Origin of the sequence: Falsiphaeobacter marinintestinus (genome assembly GCF_007923355.1) — a bacterium.
Classification (GTDB): domain Bacteria; phylum Pseudomonadota; class Alphaproteobacteria; order Rhodobacterales; family Rhodobacteraceae; genus Phaeobacter_A; species Phaeobacter_A marinintestinus.
This window is the reverse complement of sequence record NZ_VOGO01000004.1, coordinates 221092-243648: the sequence shown is the minus strand read 5'-3', so window position 1 is coordinate 243648 and position 22557 is coordinate 221092. Positions and strand designations below refer to the sequence as shown.

General features: G+C 59.9%; 16 protein-coding genes and 1 riboswitch. Of the genes, 5 read left to right on the top strand and 11 right to left on the bottom strand.

The window, feature by feature from the left end:
- Nucleotides 1-408: 408 nt before the first annotated feature.
- The 6 genes from FOY56_RS10860 to FOY56_RS10835 form a co-directional block, all read right to left on the bottom strand.
- A complete protein-coding gene (locus FOY56_RS10860; protein ID WP_146345860.1) occupies nucleotides 409-612 on the bottom strand; it encodes an SHOCT domain-containing protein in 204 nt (67 codons plus the stop codon).
- Between the two features lie 81 nt (nucleotides 613-693).
- Nucleotides 694-3543 (bottom strand): aminomethyl-transferring glycine dehydrogenase, encoded by a 2850-nt coding sequence (gcvP, locus tag FOY56_RS10855; protein WP_146345859.1) that lies wholly within the window; start codon nucleotides 3541-3543, stop codon nucleotides 694-696.
- Nucleotides 3544-3644: 101 nt separating this feature from the next.
- Complete coding sequence (gene gcvH / locus FOY56_RS10850) at nucleotides 3645-4004, bottom strand: glycine cleavage system protein GcvH (RefSeq protein WP_146345858.1); 360 nt, start codon at nucleotides 4002-4004, stop codon at nucleotides 3645-3647.
- Between the two features lie 27 nt (nucleotides 4005-4031).
- A complete protein-coding gene (gene gcvT, locus FOY56_RS10845) occupies nucleotides 4032-5156 on the bottom strand; it encodes a glycine cleavage system aminomethyltransferase GcvT (RefSeq protein ID WP_146345857.1) in 1125 nt (374 codons plus the stop codon).
- Nucleotides 5157-5314: 158 nt separating this feature from the next.
- Nucleotides 5315-5406, bottom strand: a riboswitch (glycine riboswitch).
- Nucleotides 5407-5495: 89 nt separating this feature from the next.
- Nucleotides 5496-6941 (bottom strand): glutamine synthetase family protein, encoded by a 1446-nt coding sequence (locus FOY56_RS10840; protein WP_146345856.1) that lies wholly within the window; start codon nucleotides 6939-6941, stop codon nucleotides 5496-5498.
- Nucleotides 6942-6956: 15 nt separating this feature from the next.
- The gene (locus FOY56_RS10835) at nucleotides 6957-8297 is read right to left on the bottom strand and encodes an aromatic ring-hydroxylating dioxygenase subunit alpha (RefSeq protein ID WP_146345855.1); all 1341 of its coding nucleotides are present in this window, start codon (nucleotides 8295-8297) and stop codon (nucleotides 6957-6959) included.
- Nucleotides 8298-8425: 128 nt separating this feature from the next.
- Here FOY56_RS10835 and FOY56_RS10830 point away from each other — a divergent pair, with 128 nt between their 5' ends.
- Nucleotides 8426-9208: an IclR family transcriptional regulator domain-containing protein gene (locus FOY56_RS10830; protein WP_146345854.1), complete on the top strand. Its 783-nt coding sequence runs from the start codon at nucleotides 8426-8428 to the stop codon at nucleotides 9206-9208.
- A gap of 3 nt (nucleotides 9209-9211) precedes the next feature.
- On the opposite strand, the gene FOY56_RS10825 is transcribed toward FOY56_RS10830, so the two are convergent.
- A complete protein-coding gene (locus tag FOY56_RS10825; protein ID WP_146345853.1) occupies nucleotides 9212-9562 on the bottom strand; it encodes a hypothetical protein in 351 nt (116 codons plus the stop codon).
- 167 nt (nucleotides 9563-9729) lie between these two features.
- On the opposite strand from FOY56_RS10825, the gene FOY56_RS10820 reads away from it, so the two are divergent.
- The 4 genes from FOY56_RS10820 to FOY56_RS10805 all read left to right on the top strand — a co-directional run bounded on the left by FOY56_RS10820 (nucleotide 9730) and on the right by FOY56_RS10805 (nucleotide 18317).
- The gene (locus tag FOY56_RS10820) at nucleotides 9730-10716 is read left to right on the top strand and encodes a type I glyceraldehyde-3-phosphate dehydrogenase (protein WP_146345852.1); all 987 of its coding nucleotides are present in this window, start codon (nucleotides 9730-9732) and stop codon (nucleotides 10714-10716) included.
- Nucleotides 10717-10899: 183 nt separating this feature from the next.
- A complete protein-coding gene (locus tag FOY56_RS10815) occupies nucleotides 10900-12705 on the top strand; it encodes an autotransporter assembly complex protein TamA (RefSeq protein WP_146345851.1) in 1806 nt (601 codons plus the stop codon).
- Nucleotides 12706-12788: 83 nt separating this feature from the next.
- Nucleotides 12789-16505, top strand: coding sequence for a translocation/assembly module TamB domain-containing protein (locus FOY56_RS10810; protein ID WP_146346033.1), 3717 nt, complete (start codon nucleotides 12789-12791; stop codon nucleotides 16503-16505).
- A gap of 21 nt (nucleotides 16506-16526) precedes the next feature.
- Nucleotides 16527-18317, top strand: coding sequence for a gamma-glutamyltransferase family protein (locus FOY56_RS10805; RefSeq protein WP_146345850.1), 1791 nt, complete (start codon nucleotides 16527-16529; stop codon nucleotides 18315-18317).
- A 4-nt stretch (nucleotides 18318-18321) separates the two neighbouring features.
- Here FOY56_RS10805 and FOY56_RS10800 read toward each other — a convergent pair whose 3' ends face one another.
- The 4 genes from FOY56_RS10800 to xylF form a co-directional block, all read right to left on the bottom strand.
- Nucleotides 18322-19269, bottom strand: coding sequence for a glucokinase (locus FOY56_RS10800; RefSeq protein WP_146345849.1), 948 nt, complete (start codon nucleotides 19267-19269; stop codon nucleotides 18322-18324).
- A 47-nt stretch (nucleotides 19270-19316) separates the two neighbouring features.
- Nucleotides 19317-20093 (bottom strand): ATP-binding cassette domain-containing protein, encoded by a 777-nt coding sequence (locus FOY56_RS10795; RefSeq protein ID WP_146345848.1) that lies wholly within the window; start codon nucleotides 20091-20093, stop codon nucleotides 19317-19319.
- A gap of 28 nt (nucleotides 20094-20121) precedes the next feature.
- Nucleotides 20122-21423: a sugar ABC transporter permease gene (locus FOY56_RS10790; RefSeq protein WP_146345847.1), complete on the bottom strand. Its 1302-nt coding sequence runs from the start codon at nucleotides 21421-21423 to the stop codon at nucleotides 20122-20124.
- 65 nt (nucleotides 21424-21488) lie between these two features.
- Nucleotides 21489-22517, bottom strand: a complete 1029-nt coding sequence (xylF, locus tag FOY56_RS10785; protein WP_146345846.1) for a D-xylose ABC transporter substrate-binding protein — start codon at nucleotides 22515-22517, stop codon at nucleotides 21489-21491.
- Between the last annotated feature and the right edge of the window lie 40 nt (nucleotides 22518-22557).

Sequence of the window (22557 nt, the reverse complement as noted above, 5' to 3'; positions counted from 1 at the left end):
CCCTCCCGACTGGCAAAGACGGCCTTTGCCCGGCTCTCGCTGGGCAGATTGCGCGGGGATCAGACAAATGTCTAGCGCTCTGACGGTACGTCACACGGCTTCATCCCCCCGCAACCAATGGGTTTTTTCACGCCCACGTCACGCGCAGACGGGCCACTGTAAAGCAGCCAGAACTTGCGGAATGGAATTTCGCCAAGCAAAACAAGGCCTCAGCAGAACTTGGGCAGCCGGGATCCCAGAACACTGGCACATCTTGATGCGTGACATGGCAGTTCGAAACTTTTTTGCAGATATCGACCCAGACAGGATCTACATCGCTTACCCAATGCCTCAAAAGGCTCGCCTCACGTGATCCGGAACGAAAAACGGGCCCCGCAGGGCCCGTCGTCGCGACTCGATGTCAAAGGATCACTCTTTGAGGATTTCTTTTTTCTTCTTTTCGAATTCTTGCTCGCTGATGATCCCACCTTCATATGCGGCCTGCAGGTCCGTCAGCTCCTGACCGGTCGTGGTGGATTTCACACTCGTTTCGGTTTTGGAGTGGCTGCCACACGCTGCAAGCGACACGCTCATCGCCGCAACAACACCGATCAGCACAAGTTTCTTCATCATAATCTGCCCGTCCCTCAAAAATTATGCTCTGGCAAATTCATAGCCAGCCTTCTCTTTCAAGGCAACGGACAGACCATGGGATCATTCTGCCGCTTCGGCATAGTCCTCCATTGGCGGGCAGGAACACACCAGATTGCGGTCACCGAATGCGTTGTCGACCCGGTTTACTGGTGGCCAGTACTTGTCGACCCGGAACGCCCCACGCGGGAAACAGCCCTGTTCGCGGGTATAGGGTCGATCCCAATCGCGCACGAGGTCCTCCATCGTGTGCGGCGCGTTCTTCAGCGGGTTGTTCTCGGCATCCATCTTGCCGTTCTCAATCGCGCGGATCTCTTCACGGATCGCCAGCATCGCATCACAGAACCGGTCCAGCTCGGCCTTGGTTTCGGATTCCGTCGGCTCGATCATCAGGGTGCCAGCCACCGGCCAGCTCATCGTCGGGGCGTGGAACCCGGCATCCATCAGGCGCTTGGCGATATCATCGACATTGACACCTGCGCTGTCGGCAAAGGGACGCGTGTCGATGATGCATTCATGCGCCACCCGGCCTTTACCCCCGCGATACAGCACCTCGTAGGCACCTTGCAGACGTTCAGCCATGTAATTGGCGTTGAGAATCGCAACCCGCGTCGCTTGCGTCAGGCCTTCGCCGCCCATCATCAGGCAGTACGCCCACGAGATCGGCAGGAGTGACGGAGAACCATACGGCGCGGCAGACACCGGCCCTTCGGTCCCACCGGTTTCCGGATGGCCCGGCAGAAACGGGATCAGATGCGCCTTGACGCCGATCGGCCCCATGCCGGGGCCACCCCCCCCATGCGGAATGCAAAACGTCTTGTGCAGGTTCAGGTGGCTGACATCCCCGCCCAGATCGCCCGGGCGGCTCAGCCCGACCATCGCGTTCATGTTGGCCCCATCGATATAGACCTGCCCACCATGGGTATGCGTGATTTCGCAGACGTCCTTGACGGTTTCCTCGAACACACCGTGGGTCGATGGATAGGTGATCATGCACCCGGCCAGGTTTTCGCTGTGTTTCTCGGCCTTGGCGCGGAAATCGTCCAGGTCGATATCACCGTTCTCTGCCGATTTCACCGGCACAACTTTCCAACCGACCATATGGGCGCTGGCCGGGTTGGTGCCATGCGCGCTCATCGGGATCAGGCAGACGTTGCGGTGATTATCGCCATTGGCCCGATGATAGGCAGAAATGGTCAGCAATCCGGCGTATTCGCCCTGCGCACCTGAATTCGGTTGCATCGAAATCGCAGCGTACCCGGTGATATCGCAAAGTTTTGACGACAAATCGTCGATCATCTGCGTGTACCCCGCGGCCTGATCAACGGGCGCAAATGGGTGCAACAGCGAAAACTCGCGCCAACTGAGCGGCATCATCTCGACCGCCGCGTTCAGCTTCATCGTGCAGGACCCAAGCGGGATCATCGCTCGATCCAGCGCCAGATCGCGGTCGGCCAGACGCCGCATATAGCGCATCATCTCGGTCTCGGCACGGTTCATGTGGAAAATCGGGTGTTCCAGATAGGTGGTCTGACGGACCAAACCGTCCGGCAACCGGTATTCGGGAGAAAAATCATCATCCTTCTGGACGATTCCAAAGGCACGCCAAACTGCTTCGATCGTGGCAGGCCGGGTACGTTCGTCCAGCGTGATGCCAACCTTGGTCTTGCCGACCCGGCGCAGGTTCAGACCTTCGCCCACGGCTGCCTGCAACACGCCGCGCTGCAAAAGGCCTACATCCACGGTGACCGTATCAAAGAACTCTTTCGGCTCAACCTCGAACCCGGCGGCCTCAAGCCCTTTGACCATTCGCACGCTCTTGCGGTGAATCCGCTGGGCAATGGCTTTCAGCCCTTCCGGTCCGTGGAACACAGCGTAAAACGACGCCATAACCGCCAACAACGCCTGCGCGGTACAGACATTCGAGGTCGCCTTTTCGCGCCGGATATGCTGTTCGCGGGTTTGCAGCGACAACCGATAGGCCCGGTTGCCATGGCTGTCGATGCTGACCCCGACAATGCGCCCCGGCATCGAACGCGCATATTGCTGCTTGGTCGCCATATAAGCCGCGTGTGGCCCGCCATACCCCACCGGCACCCCAAAACGCTGGGCGCTGCCCACCGCAATGTCGGCCCCCATCGCGCCCGGTTCCTTCAACAGTGTCAAAGACAGCGGATCAGCCGAGATCACACCAATCGCCTTGGCCTCGTGCAGGGCTGCAATCAGGTCGGTGAAGTCACGCAGATGGCCGTATGTGCCGGGATACTGGAACAAGGCCCCGAACACCTGATCGGCCTCCAGATCATCGGGGCTTCCGACAATCACCTCGATCCCCAATGGCGCCGCGCGGGTCTGAACCACGGCAATGTTCTGCGGATGACAATTCTCATCAACAAAGAACGCCTTGGCCTTGGACTTGGCAAGCCGCTGCGCCATCGTCATAGCCTCGGCGCAGGCGGTGGATTCATCCAGAAGCGACGCATTGGCGATTTCCAGACCGGTCAGATCGCTGATCATGGTCTGAAAGTTCAACAACGCCTCTAACCGGCCCTGACTGATCTCGGGCTGATAGGGGGTATAGGCGGTGTACCAGGCCGGGTTTTCAAAGATGTTGCGCTGGATTGCAGGGGGCGTGACCGTGCCATGATACCCCTGTCCGATCAGCGAGGTCAGTACCGTGTTCTTCGCCGCAATGCCGCGCATGTGATGGATCAGCTCTCGCTCGGACATGGGTTTGCCAAAATCCAGCGGCGCGTCCTGCCGGATCGCCTGCGGGATGGTTTCGTCAATCAGCGCTTCCAGACTCTCGACGCCAACGACCTTTAACATGTCTGCCATTTCAGCGGGCGATGGCCCGATGTGGCGGCGATTGGCGAAATCATATGGCAGATAATCGGTCGGGGTGAAGGTCATTGCAGGTACTCCTCTACCGTGCGCCGCCTTGTCCAAGGCGCGCCCCATTCTTCTCTTTGAAAAATACTCCCGCCGGAGGCGTCCCCGGCCGAACCAGCGCGCTAGCCGATGAAGTCTTTATAGGCTGCCTCATCCATGTAGTCGTCCATCGGAGACAGATCCGACGGCTTCATCTTGAAGAACCACGCCTCGCCGGTCGGGTCTTCGTTGACCTTGCCGGGGGTGGCAACCAGTGCGTCGTTCACTTCGACAATCTCGCCGTCCAGAGGGGCCAGAATGTCCGATGCCGCCTTGACGCTTTCGATCACGACAACTTCGTCATCCTTACTGACCTCGGTGCCTTCATCGGGCAGTTCCAGGAACACCACATCGCCCAGCTGTTCGGCGGCAAAGGCGGTGATACCCACAACAATCAGTTCGCCTTCTTCCAGCAACCATTCGTGTTCTTCAGTGTATTTCATGGATTGGATTCCCCTTGGACTATCGTTTTATCGCTTGAAGTTGGCCGCCACGAAGGGCAGCTTTGTGACGGTGACGGGCTGGCGCTTGCCGCGCAATTCGCCGTAGATCGTGGTACCGGGTGCGGCCAGTTCGGCGGGCACATAGCCCATCGCCACCGGCCCACCAACTGTCGGACCAAAACCGCCGGACGTGATTTTTCCGATCACGCCACCACCCTCGGCTTCCGCAAACAGTTCGACACCTTCGCGCATCGGAGCACGCCCATCAGGACGCAACCCAACACGTTTGCGCGGCGCACCATCCGCGATCTGCGCCAGAACCTGCTGCCCCCCCGGAAATCCACCAGACCGTTCCCCGCCGCTGCGACGCACCTTCTGGATCGCCCAGATCAGCCCCGCCTCGACCGGCAAAGTATCGGTGTCGATGTCATGACCATACAGACACAACCCGGCCTCAAGGCGCAGCGAATCCCGCGCGCCAAGACCAATGGCCTGAACATCATCGTGGGCCAAAAGTTTGCGCGCCAGCTGGTCTGCCTGATCCGCAGGCACTGAAATCTCATACCCGTCTTCGCCGGTATAGCCCGAGCGCGAAACCCAGGCCTCGACCCCGTCCAGATCAATCGTACGCACATCCATGAACCGCATGTTCGCCGCGTCTGGTGAGAGTTCCGTCAAAACCGCTTCGGCTGCTGGCCCCTGCAGCGCCAGAAGCGCACGATCTTCAACCGGGGTCACGCGGATATCCGGTTCCAGCGCCGCTTTCATGTTTGCGATGTCCTGCGCCTTGCAGGCCGCATTGACCACAACAAACAGATGATCGCCGCGATTGGCGAACATCAGATCGTCAAGAATGCCGCCCTGTTCGTTCAGGAACAGCCCATAGCGCTGCCGCCCTTCGCCCAGCCCTAGCACATCAACCGGTACCAAGCGCTCAAAGGCACGCGCGGCGGCGTCATAGCTTTCACCCCGCAAGATCACCTGACCCATATGGCTGACGTCAAACAGCCCGGCCTTTTCGCGTGTGTGGGTGTGTTCTTTCATGACTCCCAGCGGATACTGCACCGGCATTTCATAGCCGGCAAAGGGCACCATCTTGGCCCCAAGTTCCACATGAAGATCGTATAATGGTGTTCTCAAAAGATCCGCCATCGTACCGTCCATTTTGTGACCGGAGCGATTTTGGAAATCTCCCGGCATCCCATATCCGACGTGCAGCTGCGCGCCATGCGATGCCCCCTCTGTCCTTTCGCCTGAGATCGTTATCCCTTCGGCGGGTGCGTTTGTGCACCACTCTCCAGAGTGTCGTCGGTAAGCCTGCGGTCCATTGGGCCTGAGAGTTTCCGGGGCGGTTGCTCCTTCGGCACCGGTTCTTGAAAACCAGTTCTCCCACATGCTTGCAGGCACATTAGCGCCACGTCACCCGTGGGACAAGCCCGCAAATGTCGCCCTCAGAACGGATAATGTCGCGATCAGGTCGCACAGGTGAAATCAGAACAGCCCGAAATACTCGGCCTGCTCCCATTCCGACACTGTCGACAGGTACCGCGCCCATTCTGCGCGCTTGATTCTCAGCAGATAATCAACCGTCGCATCGCCCAGTGTCGCGCGATACAGCGGCGATGCGTCGAACGCATCGATGGCGTCTGCCATCGTTTGGGGCAAACGCTCGGCAGCGCTGTCATAGGGGGACACGGTCGGCGGAGGCGGGGCCAAGGTCCTGTTGAGACCGTCCAGCCCGCTGATCAACTGCGCCGCCAGCGCATAATGCGGGTTGGCCGCGCTTTCGGGTGCCCGGTTTTCAACCCGGCTGGCCGGATCACCCGGCATCAGCAACGCCCGTACCATGGCACCGCGATTGTCTTCGCCCCATTGCACGCGGTCCGGGGCCAGTTGGAATGGCTGATAGCGTTTGTATCCATTCACCGTTGGCACAGTCAGCAGGCTGGACGCCCGCGCGTGGGTCAGCAGTCCGGCAATCCACCCCGCTGCTTGCGGTGTCAGACCGGCCTCGTCCGGCATGAACAGGTTGCGCCCGGTCTTCCGGTCAATCAGAGACTGATGGATATGCCAGCCATTGGCGGCGATGTTCTCAAGGTTTGGCTTGGCCATGAAACTGGCATGCAGCCCCTGGGCGGCGCAGACCTCTTTCACCAGCGTGCGAAACATCACCAGATTGTCGGCCTGAGTCATCGGATCGCCGGGATCAAACGTGAATTCGAACTGACTGGGCCCCATTTCGATCTCGACCGACCGCACCGGCAATCCCAGCTTCTGAGCATGGCGGCGCAGCGTGTCGAGGATCGGCTCGACCTCGCCATAGCGCGTTTCGGTGAGAAATTGATACCCTTGGGTCAGCGCCCGCGTGGTGGACGGCGCGCCGGGCATGGTGGTCTGTGCATGATCCAGTGACGGATCAAGGCGCTCAAACACATGAAATTCGACTTCAAGCCCGATGACTGCCGCCAACCCTTGCGCGTCCAGAGCAGCCACAGCGCCTTCCAGAACCGAGCGCGAAGCAAAAGGGATCTGCGTGCCATCGCGAAACACCGGTGTACACAACAGCCATGCAGAATGCGGCGACCATGGCAGCACGCGAAAGCTGTCCGGGTCAGGCACCAGCAACACGTCATTCGCGCCCTGCATCGGCCCGGCGTCGATCCCGGACTCATCCGACCAGACCGGGAACACCGTGCGATGCGACGTGTCTTTCAACAACAAGGTCGATGGCGCCGCAATCCCGCTGGTAAAGGCTGACCGCAAGGCGCTGGCCACAACCGTCTTGCCCCGCAAGACACCATGCTGGTCCGCAAACAGGATGCGCACGGTTTCAAGCCCGTCACGCTTAACCCGATCCAGCACGTCTTGCGCAGTGGCGCAGGCGTCTTTGCTCAGCAGCCCTTGGCGCGCAAGGGCGCCGTCCATCAGATCACTCATGTAATGCCTCTTTGCTCAGACCGGGTCCGGCAAGGCGGCATCCCAGCCGCACGCCTGTCGGCGCGCCATGTCGCTGTCGCGGGTTGCCTGCTCAAGCGCGCCGTCTTCGGCAATCGAGTCGTTGGACACCGGCCCGAAGATCGTCGTGGGGTCAGTGCCATTAAGCATCGGCAAATCGCCTTCGCGTCCTTCGGCCAGCGCCGCGATGGCGTTGCGCAACATCCGGCGATACCGGATGATGCCCACATCGGTTTTGCCCAGATGTTCCTGCGTGCGGTCCTGAATGGCCCCCATGCTTTCCACCGCCCACTGATCGTGCACGTTGATATCAAGGCCCATGCCCGTATAGGTCTGGCTGTCCTGCTCGTCCGGATCATAGCCGTAATTGTTACGCGCGTTTTTCAGCGGCGCATAGTCCGGCAGGCGGTGTTCTTTCAGTCGCTGGTCGCGCATGACCGTCTTGTCCACCGGATCGCCAAAGCTGGTGAACATGGAATACCAGTAACAATTGTGGTCATCGATCGGGACATGCCATTGCGTGATGGTCATTTCGCGGCTGATCGGGATGCAGATCGCTTCGGGAAAGATCTGGTTGGTCACGCGCACATGGGTGCGCCCGTTCTCAAGATGGCGCAGCGCGGTCAGCTTTAGCCCATAGTTGGTTTCATCCACTTTGATCTCGGGCCGGGGATAATCACGCAAAAGCTTCGTCATCGGGATTTCAGTCTTTGCAGCCCCGATCTGAACGCCGTCACGGAACTGCTTGCCATAACTGTCGGCTGGGTCTTCGTCCTGCAAAAACCGATGCAGAAACGATGCATGGGCAGGGTCAATACCAACCTCCATCGCCTGCAACCAGTTGCATTCCCATAGACCCTTGAACGCAAAGACATGCGTATCCGGGGCCCGGAAACAGTCGAAATTCGGGAAAGCGGGCGCATCGCCCGGCCCCATATAGGCCCAGACGATGCCGTTGCGTTCGACAACCGGATACGACGGAGACTGGATCTGTTCATGCATGCGCGAGCCTTCCGGCTCACCCGGTTGTTCGACGCACTGCCCGGTTCGGTCGAAATGCCAGCCGTGAAACGGGCAGCGCAGACCGTTGTCTTCCAAGCGTCCATAACACATGTCGGCACCGCGATGCGGGCAGCGGCGACCAATCAGCCCCAAAGCGCCCGAGCTGTCGCGGAACAAAACAAGGTCTTCGCCCATCAGGCGCACAGGCACCACGGGCCGCCCCGACACCAGCTCATCGCTCAGCGCGGCAGGTTGCCAGTAACGTCGCAAGACTTCGCCGGCATCTGTTCCACGCCCGACGCGGGTCAGGCTGTCGTTCATTTCCTGGCTGATCATGGGGATCTCCTGATTGGCTGTACAACCGAATTGACTTTCATGCACAAAGCGTGCGTTATACGAACAAATGGGTCTATATACGATCATACTGACCGCTTAGTCTGAACCCTGTCAAGCCGAGGCACCCGATGCCCGACGAAAACACTGCACAAAATCGCAATTTGGCGTCAACCTTTGCCAAGGGGCTTGCCGTGCTTGAAGCCTTTGACGGGCTGTCTCCATCGCTGACACTGGCCGAGATCGCCCGCGCTACCGGACAAGACCGCGCCGCCGCGCGTCGGGGGGCGCTGACCTTGCTGGACATGGGGTATCTGCGGCAGGATGATCGGCATTTTTCCCTGACACCCAAAGTTCTGTCGATTGCAGGCGGCTTCCTGCAAGCGCGTGGCTTTGGACGGTTGGTTCAACCCGTGCTGAACCGGCATGCCGTGACGCTCGACACCGAAATCAGCCTTGCAACGCGCGACAGCAGCGCGGTTATGCTGCTGGCCCAATCCACCGTGACCGACGGGCTTGTGTCGCAAGGGTTCACCGCTGGCAGCCGATTGCCGTTGCTACACACCAGCCTTGGCCGGATGCTTCTGGCTGGCGCCCCGGACGAAGTCGCGGCGCGCATCATTTCCCAATCCGGTATCCCGCGCCCCACCGATCACGCGTTGACCACGGCGGACGAAATCCTGACCCGTATCCGGGCAGCGCGGCGTGATGGGTACACGGTCACTGACAGCGAATTCGAACCCGGGATTATCGGGTTGGCCGTACCCGTGACCGGGCCGGGCGCGATGCCGGTCGTGTTGGGCAGTTCATTACCGCGGGGGCGTGATGGGGTCCTGGCCCCGGACCCGATCCTGAAAGGGTTGCAACGCTGCGCGGCAGAGTTGCGCCAGACCGGCGTGCTGGATCGGCTCTGAGCCTTACGGCTGAAGAATCCACTTTCCCTCGGCATTGCGACACACACGGCTGCGAATGTCCAAGGCCTGATCTTGCCCTTTGGGGTGCGCGATCTGCTGAATGGTGGCGCAGCCGTCGGCCATGCCAATCAGAGTCGTTGTCCCATACGCATTGCTGTCAGGATTGGTCCAGTCAGTCGACTTGCCCACCTGAGGGGCCGCAACATCGTACAACTTCCGGGCATTTTCGCTCATGATGGCAAGGTCTTCCGGGCTGAGGCCGGTTTTGCCGACGATCCGGGCAACGCCTTGTGCCTGAGCCGCCCCTGCGCCGATGGCAATAACTGCCAACAACATCACAACGAAACGCTTCATAGGGAACTCCCTTGGAAAAACCTGAACACATCCTGTCTACACTTGTGTTGCGGGCAAGTCCAAGTGACCAAAACCGGCGCTCGCAAGGAACCGGTATATCCCGGGTACCGTGATCACGAAATCGCATTCCTGTTGAATTTGATCAAAAGCCCTGCCAAGCCTGTCGCATGAGACTGGCAATTAATGGATTCGGACGGATTGGCCGCACCATTCTGCGGCAAATCCTGACCACCCCCGTGGGTCAGGAGATCGACGTTGTGCACGTCAATGATATCGCCCCTCTTGAGACCTGTGCGTACCTGTTCCAGTACGACAGCACCTTTGGCCCTTTTCCCGGACAAGTTGAAACCGACCCCGGTGCTCTGAGGATCGCGGACCGCCAGATCCCGATGTCCTGCACGCCGGATATTCGCGATATCGATCTGTCAGGTGTTGATGTTCTGCTTGAATGCACCGGCATCGCGCGCACATCCGATCTGGCCAAGCGCGGGCTTGAGGCCGGGGCGGCAAAGGTTCTGATCTCGGGGCCATCGCCTGCAGCCGAGGTGACGCTGGTGCGTGGCGCCAATGACGACATGTTGGGAGATGCCAAGATCGTGTCGAACGCCTCGTGCACAACAAATGCCCTTGCGCCGCTGGTTCGGGTTCTGGACGAGATTGCCGGGTTGGACCGGGCGCATATGACGACGATCCATTGCTATACCAACAGCCAACCGATGGTGGATGCGCCACGCGGCGATCTTGCCCGCAGCCGCGCCGGAGCGTTGTCGATGGTGCCGACGACCACCAGCGCGACGCAGTTGATCGACGTGGTCCTGCCACATCTGGCCGGGCGGATCAGCGGTGCGGCTGTTCGGGTGCCGACTGCCAGTGTGTCAGCGGTTGATCTTGTGGCGCAACTGCAGACCGACTTTACCCAAGACACATTCGTGTCGGCACTGCGCAAAGCTGTCGAAACCTCGCCAGTGCTGGGGCTGACCGACGTGCCGCTGGTATCATCCGACTTGCGCGCCCGGCCAGAATCCCTTGTGATTGCAACACCTGAAATCCTTATGTCTGGTTCGCGACAAATCAGGGTGTTCGGCTGGTATGATAACGAGTGGGGATTTTCGGCCCGCATGCTGGACGTCGCAGCCCTGATGGCGCAGTCCTGACGATCAGATCATCATCGCTACGCCGATCTTCGACACCCACCGTCAAAACACTACAGTTTGTGACCAACCACCGTATTTTGGGTTTCCTAAGTCTGGATATGGTATGTTACCAGTTAACAAAGACCCTGACACGACTGTTATTATCACCGTCAGGTCAACAGACAGGCAACCTGGGGCCTCGTGATGAGAATTTGGAATGACTTTGGCGCTTCATTGCGCAGCTTTGCGCTGATTTGCGCCCTATGGCCTGCTGGCGCCGCGCTTGCTTTTGAAACGTCGTTAACCGCTCCGGGGTCACCCGAAGAGTTGCAAGAACGGCTTAGCGGGGCCTCGGCTGTCATGGGCGCCCAGAACCGTGGGTTGACCACCCCGCACGAGTTGCTGGCGGCGGCCCAATCCGACTATAACACCATGGTGCAGGTGCTTTATGACGAAGGATATTTCAGCCCGGTCGTGAACATCCGCCTGAATGGGCGCGAGGCTGCGACCATCCCACCGCTGGACGTTCCGTCATCGGTCAGCACCATCGAAATCACGGTCACGGCCGGACCGCAGTTCAAGTTCGGCACCGCCGAAATCGCGCCTGTTGCGCCTGGAACCGAGATTCCGGAAACCTATGCAACCGGTCAGACGGCAACAACCGGCGCGATCCGCGACGCGGCCAGTGCCGGTGTGACCGGCTGGCGGGCTGTGGGGTATCCCAAGGCAGATGTCGGAGATCAGAACATCACCGCAAACCACGTTCAGGCCAGGATTGATTCGCAAGTGGCGTTGAATCCGGGACCAAAACTGAAGTTCGGCAATCTGCGGCTGGAAGGCGATACCGAGGTCCGCGAAAAATCGATCCGTGACATCGCGGGTTTTCCGACCGGCGAGGTTTACGACCCGGACGCCCTGCAAAAGGTCGGCACCCGTCTGCGCCGCACCGGAACATTCTCATCCGTGTCCATTCGCGAAGACGAGGTCCCCAATCCGGACGGAACGCTGGATTTCACCGCGACGATGGAAGACAACCTGCCGCGCCGGTTTTCGTTTGGCGGCGAACTGTCGTCCAACGAAGGGCTTGATCTTTCGTTTATCTGGATCCACCGCAACGTGATGAAGCGCGCCGCGCGGCTGCGTTTCGAAGCAAGCGTTCGCAACATTGGTGGAACCGAAGACATCGATGGTCGGATTGGCGTCAGGCTTGAACAGCCCGACGCGCTGGGTCCCGATGACAGTTTTTTCTATGTGGCCGAGTTTGAGCGGCTGAACCGCACACACTACAAGGTTACGCGCGGCCTGCTCGGCGTGGGTGTCCGGCGAACTTTCTCGGACAACCTGTATGGCGAGTTGTCGTTGCTTTACAACTATTCAAAAGCCGATGACGCGTTTGGGGACAATCGGAAGTTCCAGTATTTGTTCCTTCCTCTCCGTATCGAATGGGACAGACGAGATGACAAGGTAAACGCGAAACGCGGGTTCTTCCTGAACACCCAGTTCATGCCATTTGCGGGTTTGTCAGGTACCGATTCCGGAATCCAGATCTTGGCGGATGGTCGAACATATTTTCCGTTGGGTGAACGGATTGTGCTGGCCGGTCGGCTGCAGGCCGGTTCAATCATCGGTGCCTCGCAACAGGATGTGACTCCGGAACTTTTGTTCTTTTCGGGCGGCGCAGGTTCGGTCAGAGGCCAGCCCTATGAATCCCTTGGTATTCCGGTTCCGCCAAACGGCGACATCGCCGGCGGGAAGTCCTATCTTGCGGCCTCACTCGAAGTGCGGGGCAAGGTTACCGACAAGCTGTCTCTGGTCGGTTTCTATGATGTCGGCGCAGTCGATGCGGATTCTTTCATCAACAACAACTCTGCCATGCACGCAGGGGCCGGTCTTGGTGTTCGGTATGAACTGGGCGGGTTCGGGCCACTGCGTCTGGACCTTGCGTATCCGGTCGACGGGTCCACAGGCGACGGATTGCAGTTTTACATCGGGATAGGTCAGGCATTTTGAGACGGTTTTTATCACTCACACTGGTGCTGATCACCTTTTGCGCCACACCACTGTTCGCGCAGGACGACAAAGAATCCGGCGGCATGCTGGTACGTTTCCTGGAAGACACCCTGTCTTCGGATGACAGATACATCAGTGTACGCGGCGTGACCGGAGCGTTGAGTTCGCGCGCCACAATCGAAGAAATCGCCGTCTCGGACGATGATGGCGTCTGGCTGCGGATCACGGGCGCGGTTCTTGACTGGAACCGCCTTGCACTGGTGCGGGGCCGGTTTTCGGTGAATTCGCTTGCTGCGGACGAGATCGAAATCGCCCGCACGCCCAAACCGGTTCCCGCTGACCCCGAAATCCCGACAGCCGAGGCACAGCCGTTTCAACTGCCGGAACTGCCGGTTGCCATCGAAATCGGAGAGATCCGGGTCGACAAAATATCGTTGGGCGAGCCTCTGATCGGCGTGGCGGCTGAATTGTCGCTAAAGGGCGCGGTCTCGCTTGCCAATGGCGCGTTGGATTCCAACCTTGCCATCACCCGACTTGACCGCCCCGGTGACGAGATCGACCTGATCGCGAAATTCGAAAATGAAACCAGTGAAATCACGGTCGACCTGAAAGCCATCGAAGATCAGGGCGGGTTGATTTCGACCGTTCTGAAAATACCTGACTCGCCGCCCTTGTTGCTGACCGTCAAAGGGTCAGGGCCGGTCACCCAGTTCGCCGCCGATATCTCGCTGGCGACCGACGATGCCCAGCGTCTTGCCGGAACCGTCAAACTGGAAGGCGTGCCGACACCGGATACGCCTGAAGATCAGCCGAGCAACAGTATCGCGTTTACGGCCGATCTGTCCGGCGATGTGACCCCGATGCTACCGGAAGACTATCGCGAGTTTTTCGGCTCGAAAACGCTTCTGAGTGTTGAGGGCCGCAGCGACCCGGACGGACGGTTGGCGATCAACACGCTGGACCTGTCTTCGAATGCCCTATCGCTGCAAGGGCAGGTGTCGCTTGCGCCGGGTGGCGTGATTGAAAAGGTGCAGCTGGATGGCGACATCCTTCCGCCCAGCGGTGACTCTGTCCTGCTCCCACTGTCCCCGCGCACCACGTTGGGCAGCGCGCTGTTCACAGTCCAGCTGGACAAGGCTGCCGGGGATGACTGGAACCTGATCCTGACTGCTGACAAACTGAACCGCCCGGACCTGACGCTTGAACAGGCACAAGTTCTGGCAAACGGCAAACTAACGCAAGACGATGGGTTGAACCTGCAAGGATCAATCCGCGCAGGGCTGACAGCTTTGGTCTTTGCCGATGAAAAGCTGAATACGGCCGTTGGCGAAGACATCACGCTGAACGGTTTCTTCGCACTCGACAAAGACAAAACGCTCGATCTCAAAGGGTTTGAGCTGATCGGAACCGACTATACCGCGACGGTCGATGGTGAAGTCGCCGGACTGGACAGCGGGTTCGAGATGGACGGCGTTATGCGCATCGGCGCGGCGGATCTGTCGCGGTTTTCGGGGCTGGCCGGTCGTGACCTTGCCGGGTCGGTTAACGCCGAACTTGACGGCAAAGGCGCGCCTCTGGGCGGCAGTTTCGATTTCAAACTGGATGTACTGGGGCGTGACCTAAAGGCCGGAATCGATCAGGTCGACGCCTTGATTGCCGGGCAGACCAACCTGTCTCTGGACGCCAAGCGCAGCGAAACCGGGCTGGATATCCGTGACTTCGTCCTGAACGGGTCAGCGCTCAGCGCCAAGGCCAAGGGCCAATTGGCCAGCACCGACAGCGCGCTGACGTTCCAGGCTGCAATCGACAATCTTGGACGCGTTCTGCCTCAGGTCTCGGGCCCGTTGACTCTGAACGGTGATGTCAAACAAGACGGCACAGCTTGGGACGGCGACGTTTCTTTGAAGGGTCCACATTCATCGTTTGCCGATCTGACAGGCCGGTTCGACCCCAAAGGCACGACAGATGTCGATTTCGAAGCGGCCTTCAGCCAGCTTGAACGCTTTGTGCCACAGCTTGAAGGCGCGATGTCGGCCAAGGGCAACCTGAAGCAAACCGACGGAATATGGACAGCAGATGCGTCGATCAAGGGTCCACACACCTCTTTTGCCGACCTCAAAGGCACACTTGATCCGGCTGGCACAGCCGATATCGACTTTGATGCGGCCTTTAGCGAAATCGAACGCTTTGTGCCCCAGATCCGCGGCACGCTGACGGCAAAAGGCAACGCCAAACAAACCGACGGCATCTGGACCGCCGACGCTGCCCTGAAAGGCCCCGACAGTTCATTCGCCGATCTGAAAGGCACCATCGATCCGAAGGGCAAGGCCGACCTAATCTTTGATGCGGCCTTTAACGGTCTGGAACGGTTCGTTCCTGAATTGGTTGGCACGCTCACCGCCAAAGGTACCGCACAGCGTGACGGCACCCTTTGGACAATCAAAACCGATGCCACCGGCCCCGGTGCGATTGAGGCAAATGTGGCCGGAACCTATGACCAAACCGCAGGGACAGCCGATGTCGATGCCACGGGGCAGTTGCGGCTGGACACGGCCAACCTGTTCATTTCGCCCAATCAGGTGGCGGGTCTGGCCAAGTTCGACATGTCTTTGAACGGCAAACCCTCCCTTCAGGCGCTTAGCGGCACCATCACAACGTCGGGCACGACGCTGGCAATCCCGTCAGTGGCGCAGGCGATCGAAAACATCGGAGCGACGGTTGCAATCCGCGACTCGCAAGCCTCAGTAAACGTGACCGGCAATCTGCGTGCAGGTGGCGGGTTCAAAGTGCAGGGCCCGGTGGCACTGACACCACCGTTTGACGGGCGTATCGCGGTCGATCTGGTGAACCTGATCCTGACCGACAATGTCAGCTTTACGTCCTCGGCCAATGGTCAGATCGTGATGGCAGGCCCCCTGACCGGCGGCGCGAACATCGCCGGACAGGTCACGTTTGGTGAAACCAACATCAACCTGAACGCAATTTCGGGCGGCGTCGGTGCGGCCCCGATCCCGCCAATCCGTCACATATCCGAACCCTCCGCAGCTTTTACGACGCGCGAACGCGCGGGTCTGGTCCAGACCGATTCAGGCGGCGGAGGCGGCGCGGGCTTTGGTCTGGACATCGCTTTGCTGGCCCCAAACCGCGTTTTTGCCACCGGCTTTGGTCTGCAGGCAGAATTGGGCGGCGCGCTGCAGATTGGCGGAACAACGACAAACGTTGCGCCCTCGGGCCAGATCGAACTGATCCGCGGGACGCTTGACCTGATCGGACGGCGGTTGGAACTGACCAAGGGAATCGTGTCGCTTCAGGGCGACCTGTCGCCTTACGTCGACTTCGAATCCTCGACCACAACGTCTGACGGTCAGGCCACATTCCAGATCGAAGGACCGATTTCTGCCCCCGTAGTCAGTGTGACGGCCGATCCCGAACGCCCACCCGAAGAGGCGCTGGCAATGCTGTTGTTCGGCAATCGGTTCTCGCAACTCTCACCGTTTGTCATCGCCCAGATGGCCGCCTCGCTTGCCGCGATGAGCGGGTCTGGCGGCGGCACCAAAGCAGGGATCAAAGACGCAACCGGGGTCGACACGCTGGACATCGGCACCGACGCAGGCGGCAACGGCAAAGTCGGCGCCGGAGCCTATATCGCCGACAACATCTATACCGATGTCACCGTAAACACCCGTGGCGAAACCGAGCTGAACCTGAACCTTGATGTGACCGACTCCCTGACCCTGCGTGGAACAGTCGACAGCACCGGAGAATCCGGTATCGGCGTCTATTTTGAGCGGGATTACTAAGTCCCGAAGCCGGAGATATCGATGAGCTTTACCACACGCCCCGAACTTGCCGGGACTTTCGGCATGGCGACCTCGACCCACTGGATCGCGTCTGCCGTGGGCATGAAGATACTGGAACAGGGCGGCACCGCCTTTGATGCCGCTGTCGCCATGGGGTTCGTGCTGCATGTGGTCGAACCGCATCTGAACGGCCCGCTGGGCGATATGCCTGCATTGATCTGGCCTGCGGACGAAGACGCCCCAACGGTGATATGCGGACAAGGCCCTGCGCCTGCCGGTGCCACCATCGCGCATTACAAAGCCGAAGGGTTGGACATGATCCCCGGATCGGGGCTTTTGGCGACCGTCATTCCCGGGGCGTTCGACGCGTGGATGCTGATGCTGCGCGATCATGGACGGCTCAGCCTGCGCGACGTGCTGGAACCGGCGATTCACTATGCACGGCACGGTCATCCGCTGTTGGAGCGCGTCTCTGGCACCATCGCCGGACTGGCTGAGTTCTTTGAACAGGAATGGCCCAGTTCGCATGCCTGTTGGCTACCGGGGGGCGACGTGCCCGAAGCGGGGCAGCTGTTCTGCAATCCCGATCTCGCGCAGACGTGGGACCGGTTGCTGTCTCAGGCTATGACCGAAGGGTCCCGCACGGCGCAGATCGACGCCGCCCGACGGATCTTCCGCGAAGGGTTTATCGCCGAAACGATCGACACATACCTGTCCGATGCCTGCGTCATGGATGCGGCTGGTGGCCGTCGAAAAGGCGTGCTGACCGGCGCGGACATGGCGGGTTGGCAGGCAAACTATGAGCCCGCGCTGGCTCTGGACTATCACGGATGGACCGTCTGGAAATGCGGACCGTGGAGCCAGGGACCCGCGCTATTGCAGTCGCTGAACACCCTGAAGGGGGCCGATCTGGGGGAAATGGACCTGTCCGGGTCTGATTTCGTACATCTTGTGACCGAAACCATGAAACTCAGCTTCGCAGACCGTGAAGCCTATTATGGTGACCCGGTGCAGACGTCGCTTCCCATCGATCATTTGCTGTCGCCGCAATACGGGGCCGAACGGCTTGCGATGATCTCAAATCGCGCCTCGCACGATCAGCGCCCGGGCGCCGTGCCGGGGTACCAAGCGTGGGCCGATGCTGCAATCCACCGTGCGGCTCAGACGTCCGGCGCGCCTGTGGGCGCGGGTGCGGGCGAACCCACGATGGCGCATCTCAGCTCCCGTCGCGGTGATACTGTGCATCTGGATGTGATCGATCAATGGGGCAACATGGTCTCGGCCACGCCGTCTGGCGGGTGGCTGCAATCCTCGCCGATCATTCCCGGACTTGGTATGCCGCTGAATTCGCGGGCGCAGATGTTCTGGCTGGACGAAGGCTTGCCGACCTCGCTGGCCCCGGGGCGCCGTCCGCGAACGACCTTGTCGCCTTCGATGGCGCGTGGCCCGGATGGGACCGCTTTGGCCTTTGGGACACCGGGCGGGGATCAGCAGGATCAGTGGCAGCTGGTTTTCCTTCTGCGCCTGATCCATGGCGGGTTGAACCTGCAGGAAGCTATTGATGCACCGCTGTTTCACACCGGGCATTTTCAGGCTTCGTTTTACCCGCACGAGGTCCGACCCGGGCATCTGATGGTCGAGTCCGGAGTCGACGTGCAAACCATCCGGGCGCTGAAATCAAAGGGGCATAACGTCGAGCTGGCCGAGGCCTGGACCGTTGGCCGCCTGACGGCTGCCTCGCGCCGTCCAGACGGGATGCTGCATGCAGCAGCGACGCCGCGCCTGATGCAAGCCTATGCAATCGGGCGCTGAAAGATCAGACCGGATCGCGGTGTAGCAGACCTGCCGATGTGGCGACGCCGGCAATCCCGCCCAGGGCTGCAGCATCATCGTTGATCAATCGCACCGCCACCCTGTCGGTCTGATCTGCGAAGGGACCGGGTGACTTGAGCTTGTTCAGGAAATGACCGCGTGCAGGTGAGCCAAGGATCCCCCTCGCGACCCCGCCAGCGAAGTAAACGCCGTCAAACGGCAGGTACATATAGATCAGCTGCTGGGTCAAGAGACCCAGTAATTCTGCCAATAAATCAACGGTATGCGCAGCGGCCACGTCGTTTTCATAATTGGCCAGAATGTCCGGCCCAGTAAGCAATGTACCCCCTGCAAGCAGTTGGTGTACCTTTGCCAATCCACGGCCCGAAAACACGTCTTCGTTGGTCACAAACCGCTCGGGCGCATCGCCCCAGGCTGCCGCCAGCGCATGCGAGACCGAGGCCGGGGGACAGGCATGGCCCAGCTCGGCTTCCAGAACCACGGGTTGTTGTTGAGACAGCTTGACCAAGGCCACGTTGAACCCGGTTCCGATGCCCACGACCAGCGCCTGCCCGTTGGTACCGGCGCTGTTTTGGATGGGGCGGATGTGAGACAGCTGATCGGATCTGACCCCCGGCAATGCGTGACCCAAAGCTGCGAGGTCATTCATCAACCGCACGCTATCGGGACCCGGCAAACCCAATTGCCGCGCAATCGTCGGGCGGTGAAACACCCAGTTTCTATTGGTCAATTGCGCACGATCCCGGGTGACTGGCCCCGCAATCGCAATCACACAGCCGTCGAACTTTTGCGGGCCAAAGGCCTCTAAAACCGCTTCGAAACTGGCGTAGCTATCGTTGGAATACCGCTGTGGCGCGCTCAGATTTCCCGAGGGTTCAAGGATCGCGAGGCGCGTGTTTGTACCTCCGACATCGGCGACAAGAACGCTCATCGCCGACCTCTCAAATTCCGCTTTGACCAGACAGTATTACGCATCTTTTACGCTGCGGCCTCGCCCGGTTTTTTGCCCAGAATGATCATGCTCAGCAGGTCATCATCGGTCACATCGTCAACGTCAACAGTACCAACCAGCTTGCCATTCTTCATCACGCTGGCCCGGTCACACAGTTCCAGAACGTCATGAATATCGTGGCTTATCAAGAAGATACCGATACCTTCAGCCTTCAGCTGCTGGATCAGTTCCGACACCATCTGGGTTTCATGCGGACCAAGGGCGGCAGTTGGTTCGTCCATGATCAGGATGCGTGCGTCGAAGTATACGGCACGTGCGATAGCGACGGATTGGCGTTGACCGCCCGATAGTGCTGACACCGGTTCAGCGAACTTCTGGAAATTCGGGTTCAGCCGCGCCATGATCTTGCGGCTTTCGGCTTCCATGGCGTCTTCGTCGACAAATCCCAGCGGCGTTACCAGTTCGCGGCCCAGGAACAGATTGCTGGCCGCGTCCAGATTATCGGCCAGTGCAAGTGTCTGATAAATCGTCTCAATATTATAGGATCGCGCGTCACGAGGGTTTTGGATATCGGCCTTTTCACCGTTGATCAGGATCTCGCCGCTGTCCGCCTGATAGGCCCCCGACAGCATCTTGATCAGGGTCGATTTGCCAGCTCCGTTATGCCCCAGAAGGCCGACGACTTCGCCGGGATAGAGGTCGACGCTGACGTGATCGACGGCGTGGACGCCTCCGAAGGCGATGCACATGTCGCGCATTTCGACCAGCGGTGTACCGCCGTTTGTCCGTTTTGTACTGGTCATGACGCCCCCTTTGTCCGTTTTGTACAAATCATTTCGCGGCTCCTGCGCGCTTGCGGTACTGGATGTCGATCAGAACGGCGAGGACAAGAACGGCCCCGACAACAATGTTCTGAAGCGGTGCATCCACACCGACCATGGCCATGCCCGATTGCAGCGACTGCATGATCAGAGCGCCAAGGATCGCGCCGTAAATCGTGCCCACGCCGCCGCTGAGTGCGGTGCCCCCGATGACGGCAGCGGCGATGACGCGCAGTTCATCCAATGTGCCGATATCGTTCGAATGATTGGCCAGTCGGGCCGACGCGACCACGGCAGACAGAGCACACAGCGTGCCCATCAGGGCGAAGATCTTGACCGTCAGCCAGCGCGTGTTGATGCCGCTGAGTTCCGCCGCGTCGGGGTTGCCGCCGGTGGCAAAGATATAGCGACCAAGCCGGGTGCGCCGCGCCAGCACGGTCATGGCGATGGCCACGAAGATCAGAACCAGAACCGAGATCGGAATGCCGTAGGCCTGAGTGAAGCCTTCGGGCATCACCTCGCCCCGCGCTTCGAACATCCGCTTGAGCTTGCGCGTCGGGATTTCATAGGCATTCAGCGTCGCCACGAAGCCAAGGATCACCGCCGCGGTCAGCCCGGCCAGAACGCCTTCGGCCCAGAGCGGTTTGACGGTGAAGCCATGTTTCTGCTTATTGCGACGGGCCGAGTACAGCGCATACAGCGCGGCCGCAACGGCAATGAGGCCCAGAATCCATGACCCGGTTTCGCCCAGCGTGCCGTTGATGCCGCCGAATTTCATGAACGTCGGGTCCAGCGGGCCGATGGTTTTACCGCTGGTCAGATACCATCCGACGTTGCGCCAGACCAGAAGGCCACCCAGCGTCACGATAAACGCGGGGATTGTCAGATAGCCGACCAGCCAGCCGTGGAACGATCCGATCAGGGCCCCGACAAACAACCCGAACGCGATGGTGATCCACGGGATCAGCGGGTTGCCCAGTTCAAGGCCGAAAATGTTTGGCAGCCACTGGGTCTGCGTCATGGCCATCACAGCCGAGCAGGTTGCCAGAAGCGCGCCGACGCTGAGGTCAATATTGCGGGTGACGATCACAAAGACCATGCCCGTGGCCATGATCGCGACCGAGACGGTCTGGATCGTCAGGTTGAAGATGTTGCGCGGCGTCAGGAACCGGCCACCTGTCAGCAGGTCGAACCCGATGCACAGGATGGCGAACGCTCCGATCATGCCCAGCAGCCTGAGATCAAGATCAAGTTGTTGCACGAAATTCCGGCGCGCTGGCGCGCGGGTCTGGTCAGTATCAGAATGTGTCATGATGTATCCTGCGGTTCAGCACCCCTGCCCCGGACATATCCGGGACAGGGGGATCCGCGAGCGGTTTAGTTGCAGGGGGCCGGGCCGTTGGTCACGCCCTGGCACAGCGCGTCTTTGGTGATCCACTGGGCATCAACAACGGCTGTCAGATTGTCTTTGGTGATCGGCATCGGTGCAAGGAACACGGCGTTCATCTTGGTCCCGGCTGGCGACGTCCATTCCTGGCTGTCTTTGATGCCAAACATCTCGGTGCCTTTGGCAAGCGACACAGCGATAAGCCCGGCAGACCGACCCAGTTCGCGCGCGTCTTTCCAGACCGACACGGTTTGGGTGCCCTTGGCAACACGGTTCAGCGCGGCGTGGTCACCGTCTTGTCCCGACACCGGGATACCGTCCATGCCCTGCGCGGTCAGCGCGGCCACTACGCCACCTGCGGTGCCGTCATTTGACGCCACAACAGCATCAACACCGTTGTCGGTTGCGGTCAGGATCTGCTCCATGTTGCGCTGCGCGTTCGCGGGCAACCAGCCATCGGTGTAGGCTTCGCCAACGATGGTCACGTCGCCTGCGTCAATCGCTGCCTGCAGCACTTCCTGCTGACCGCCGCGCAGGAAATCCGCGTTCGGGTCGGTGGGCGAGCCTTTGATCATAACATACCGGCCCTTGGGCGCGGCTGACAGAACGGCTGCGGCCTGCATACGACCAACTTCGACGTTGTCGAAGGTCAGGTAGAACGCGCGCGGATCTTCGATCAGGCGGTCATAACCGACAACCGGGATGCCTTCGTCGGCTGCGGCCTGAACCGCCGGGCCGATGGCCTGAGCATCCTGAGCCAGGATGATCAGCGCGTCAGCCCCTTGTGCGATCAGGCTTTCGATGTCTGACAATTGCTTGGCCGACGAGCTTTGAGCGTCTGCCGAGATGTATGTCGCACCGGCCTGATCGAGCGCAAATTTGATGGCGGCTTCGTCAGTCTTCCAGCGCTCTTCCTGAAAATTGGACCAGCTGACGCCGACCACAATGTCTTCTGCGAGTGCAGCTGTGCCGATAATCGTACCGGCGATTACCGCCGTCGCGGCTGCAAATAATCTCATGATGTCCTCCCAAGACGTTTTTGGTCGCACCTGTTCACAT

Coding starts and splice junctions, on each gene's coding strand:
- xylF (WP_146345846.1), bottom strand. CDS start 22,517: ATGAGATTATTTGCAGCCGCGACGGCGGTAATCGCCGGTACGATTATC.
- FOY56_RS10805 (WP_146345850.1), top strand. CDS start 16,527: ATGAGCTTTACCACACGCCCCGAACTTGCCGGGACTTTCGGCATGGCG.
- gcvT (WP_146345857.1), bottom strand. CDS start 5,156: ATGGCGGATCTTTTGAGAACACCATTATACGATCTTCATGTGGAACTT.
- gcvP (WP_146345859.1), bottom strand. CDS start 3,543: ATGACCTTCACCCCGACCGATTATCTGCCATATGATTTCGCCAATCGC.
- FOY56_RS10790 (WP_146345847.1), bottom strand. CDS start 21,423: ATGACACATTCTGATACTGACCAGACCCGCGCGCCAGCGCGCCGGAAT.
- FOY56_RS10820 (WP_146345852.1), top strand. CDS start 9,730: ATGAGACTGGCAATTAATGGATTCGGACGGATTGGCCGCACCATTCTG.
- FOY56_RS10830 (WP_146345854.1), top strand. CDS start 8,426: ATGCCCGACGAAAACACTGCACAAAATCGCAATTTGGCGTCAACCTTT.
- gcvH (WP_146345858.1), bottom strand. CDS start 4,004: ATGAAATACACTGAAGAACACGAATGGTTGCTGGAAGAAGGCGAACTG.
- FOY56_RS10835 (WP_146345855.1), bottom strand. CDS start 8,297: ATGATCAGCCAGGAAATGAACGACAGCCTGACCCGCGTCGGGCGTGGA.
- FOY56_RS10825 (WP_146345853.1), bottom strand. CDS start 9,562: ATGAAGCGTTTCGTTGTGATGTTGTTGGCAGTTATTGCCATCGGCGCA.
- FOY56_RS10795 (WP_146345848.1), bottom strand. CDS start 20,093: ATGACCAGTACAAAACGGACAAACGGCGGTACACCGCTGGTCGAAATG.
- FOY56_RS10840 (WP_146345856.1), bottom strand. CDS start 6,941: ATGAGTGATCTGATGGACGGCGCCCTTGCGCGCCAAGGGCTGCTGAGC.
- FOY56_RS10860 (WP_146345860.1), bottom strand. CDS start 612: ATGATGAAGAAACTTGTGCTGATCGGTGTTGTTGCGGCGATGAGCGTG.
- FOY56_RS10800 (WP_146345849.1), bottom strand. CDS start 19,269: ATGAGCGTTCTTGTCGCCGATGTCGGAGGTACAAACACGCGCCTCGCG.
- FOY56_RS10815 (WP_146345851.1), top strand. CDS start 10,900: ATGAGAATTTGGAATGACTTTGGCGCTTCATTGCGCAGCTTTGCGCTG.
- FOY56_RS10810 (WP_146346033.1), top strand. CDS start 12,789: ATGCTGGTACGTTTCCTGGAAGACACCCTGTCTTCGGATGACAGATAC.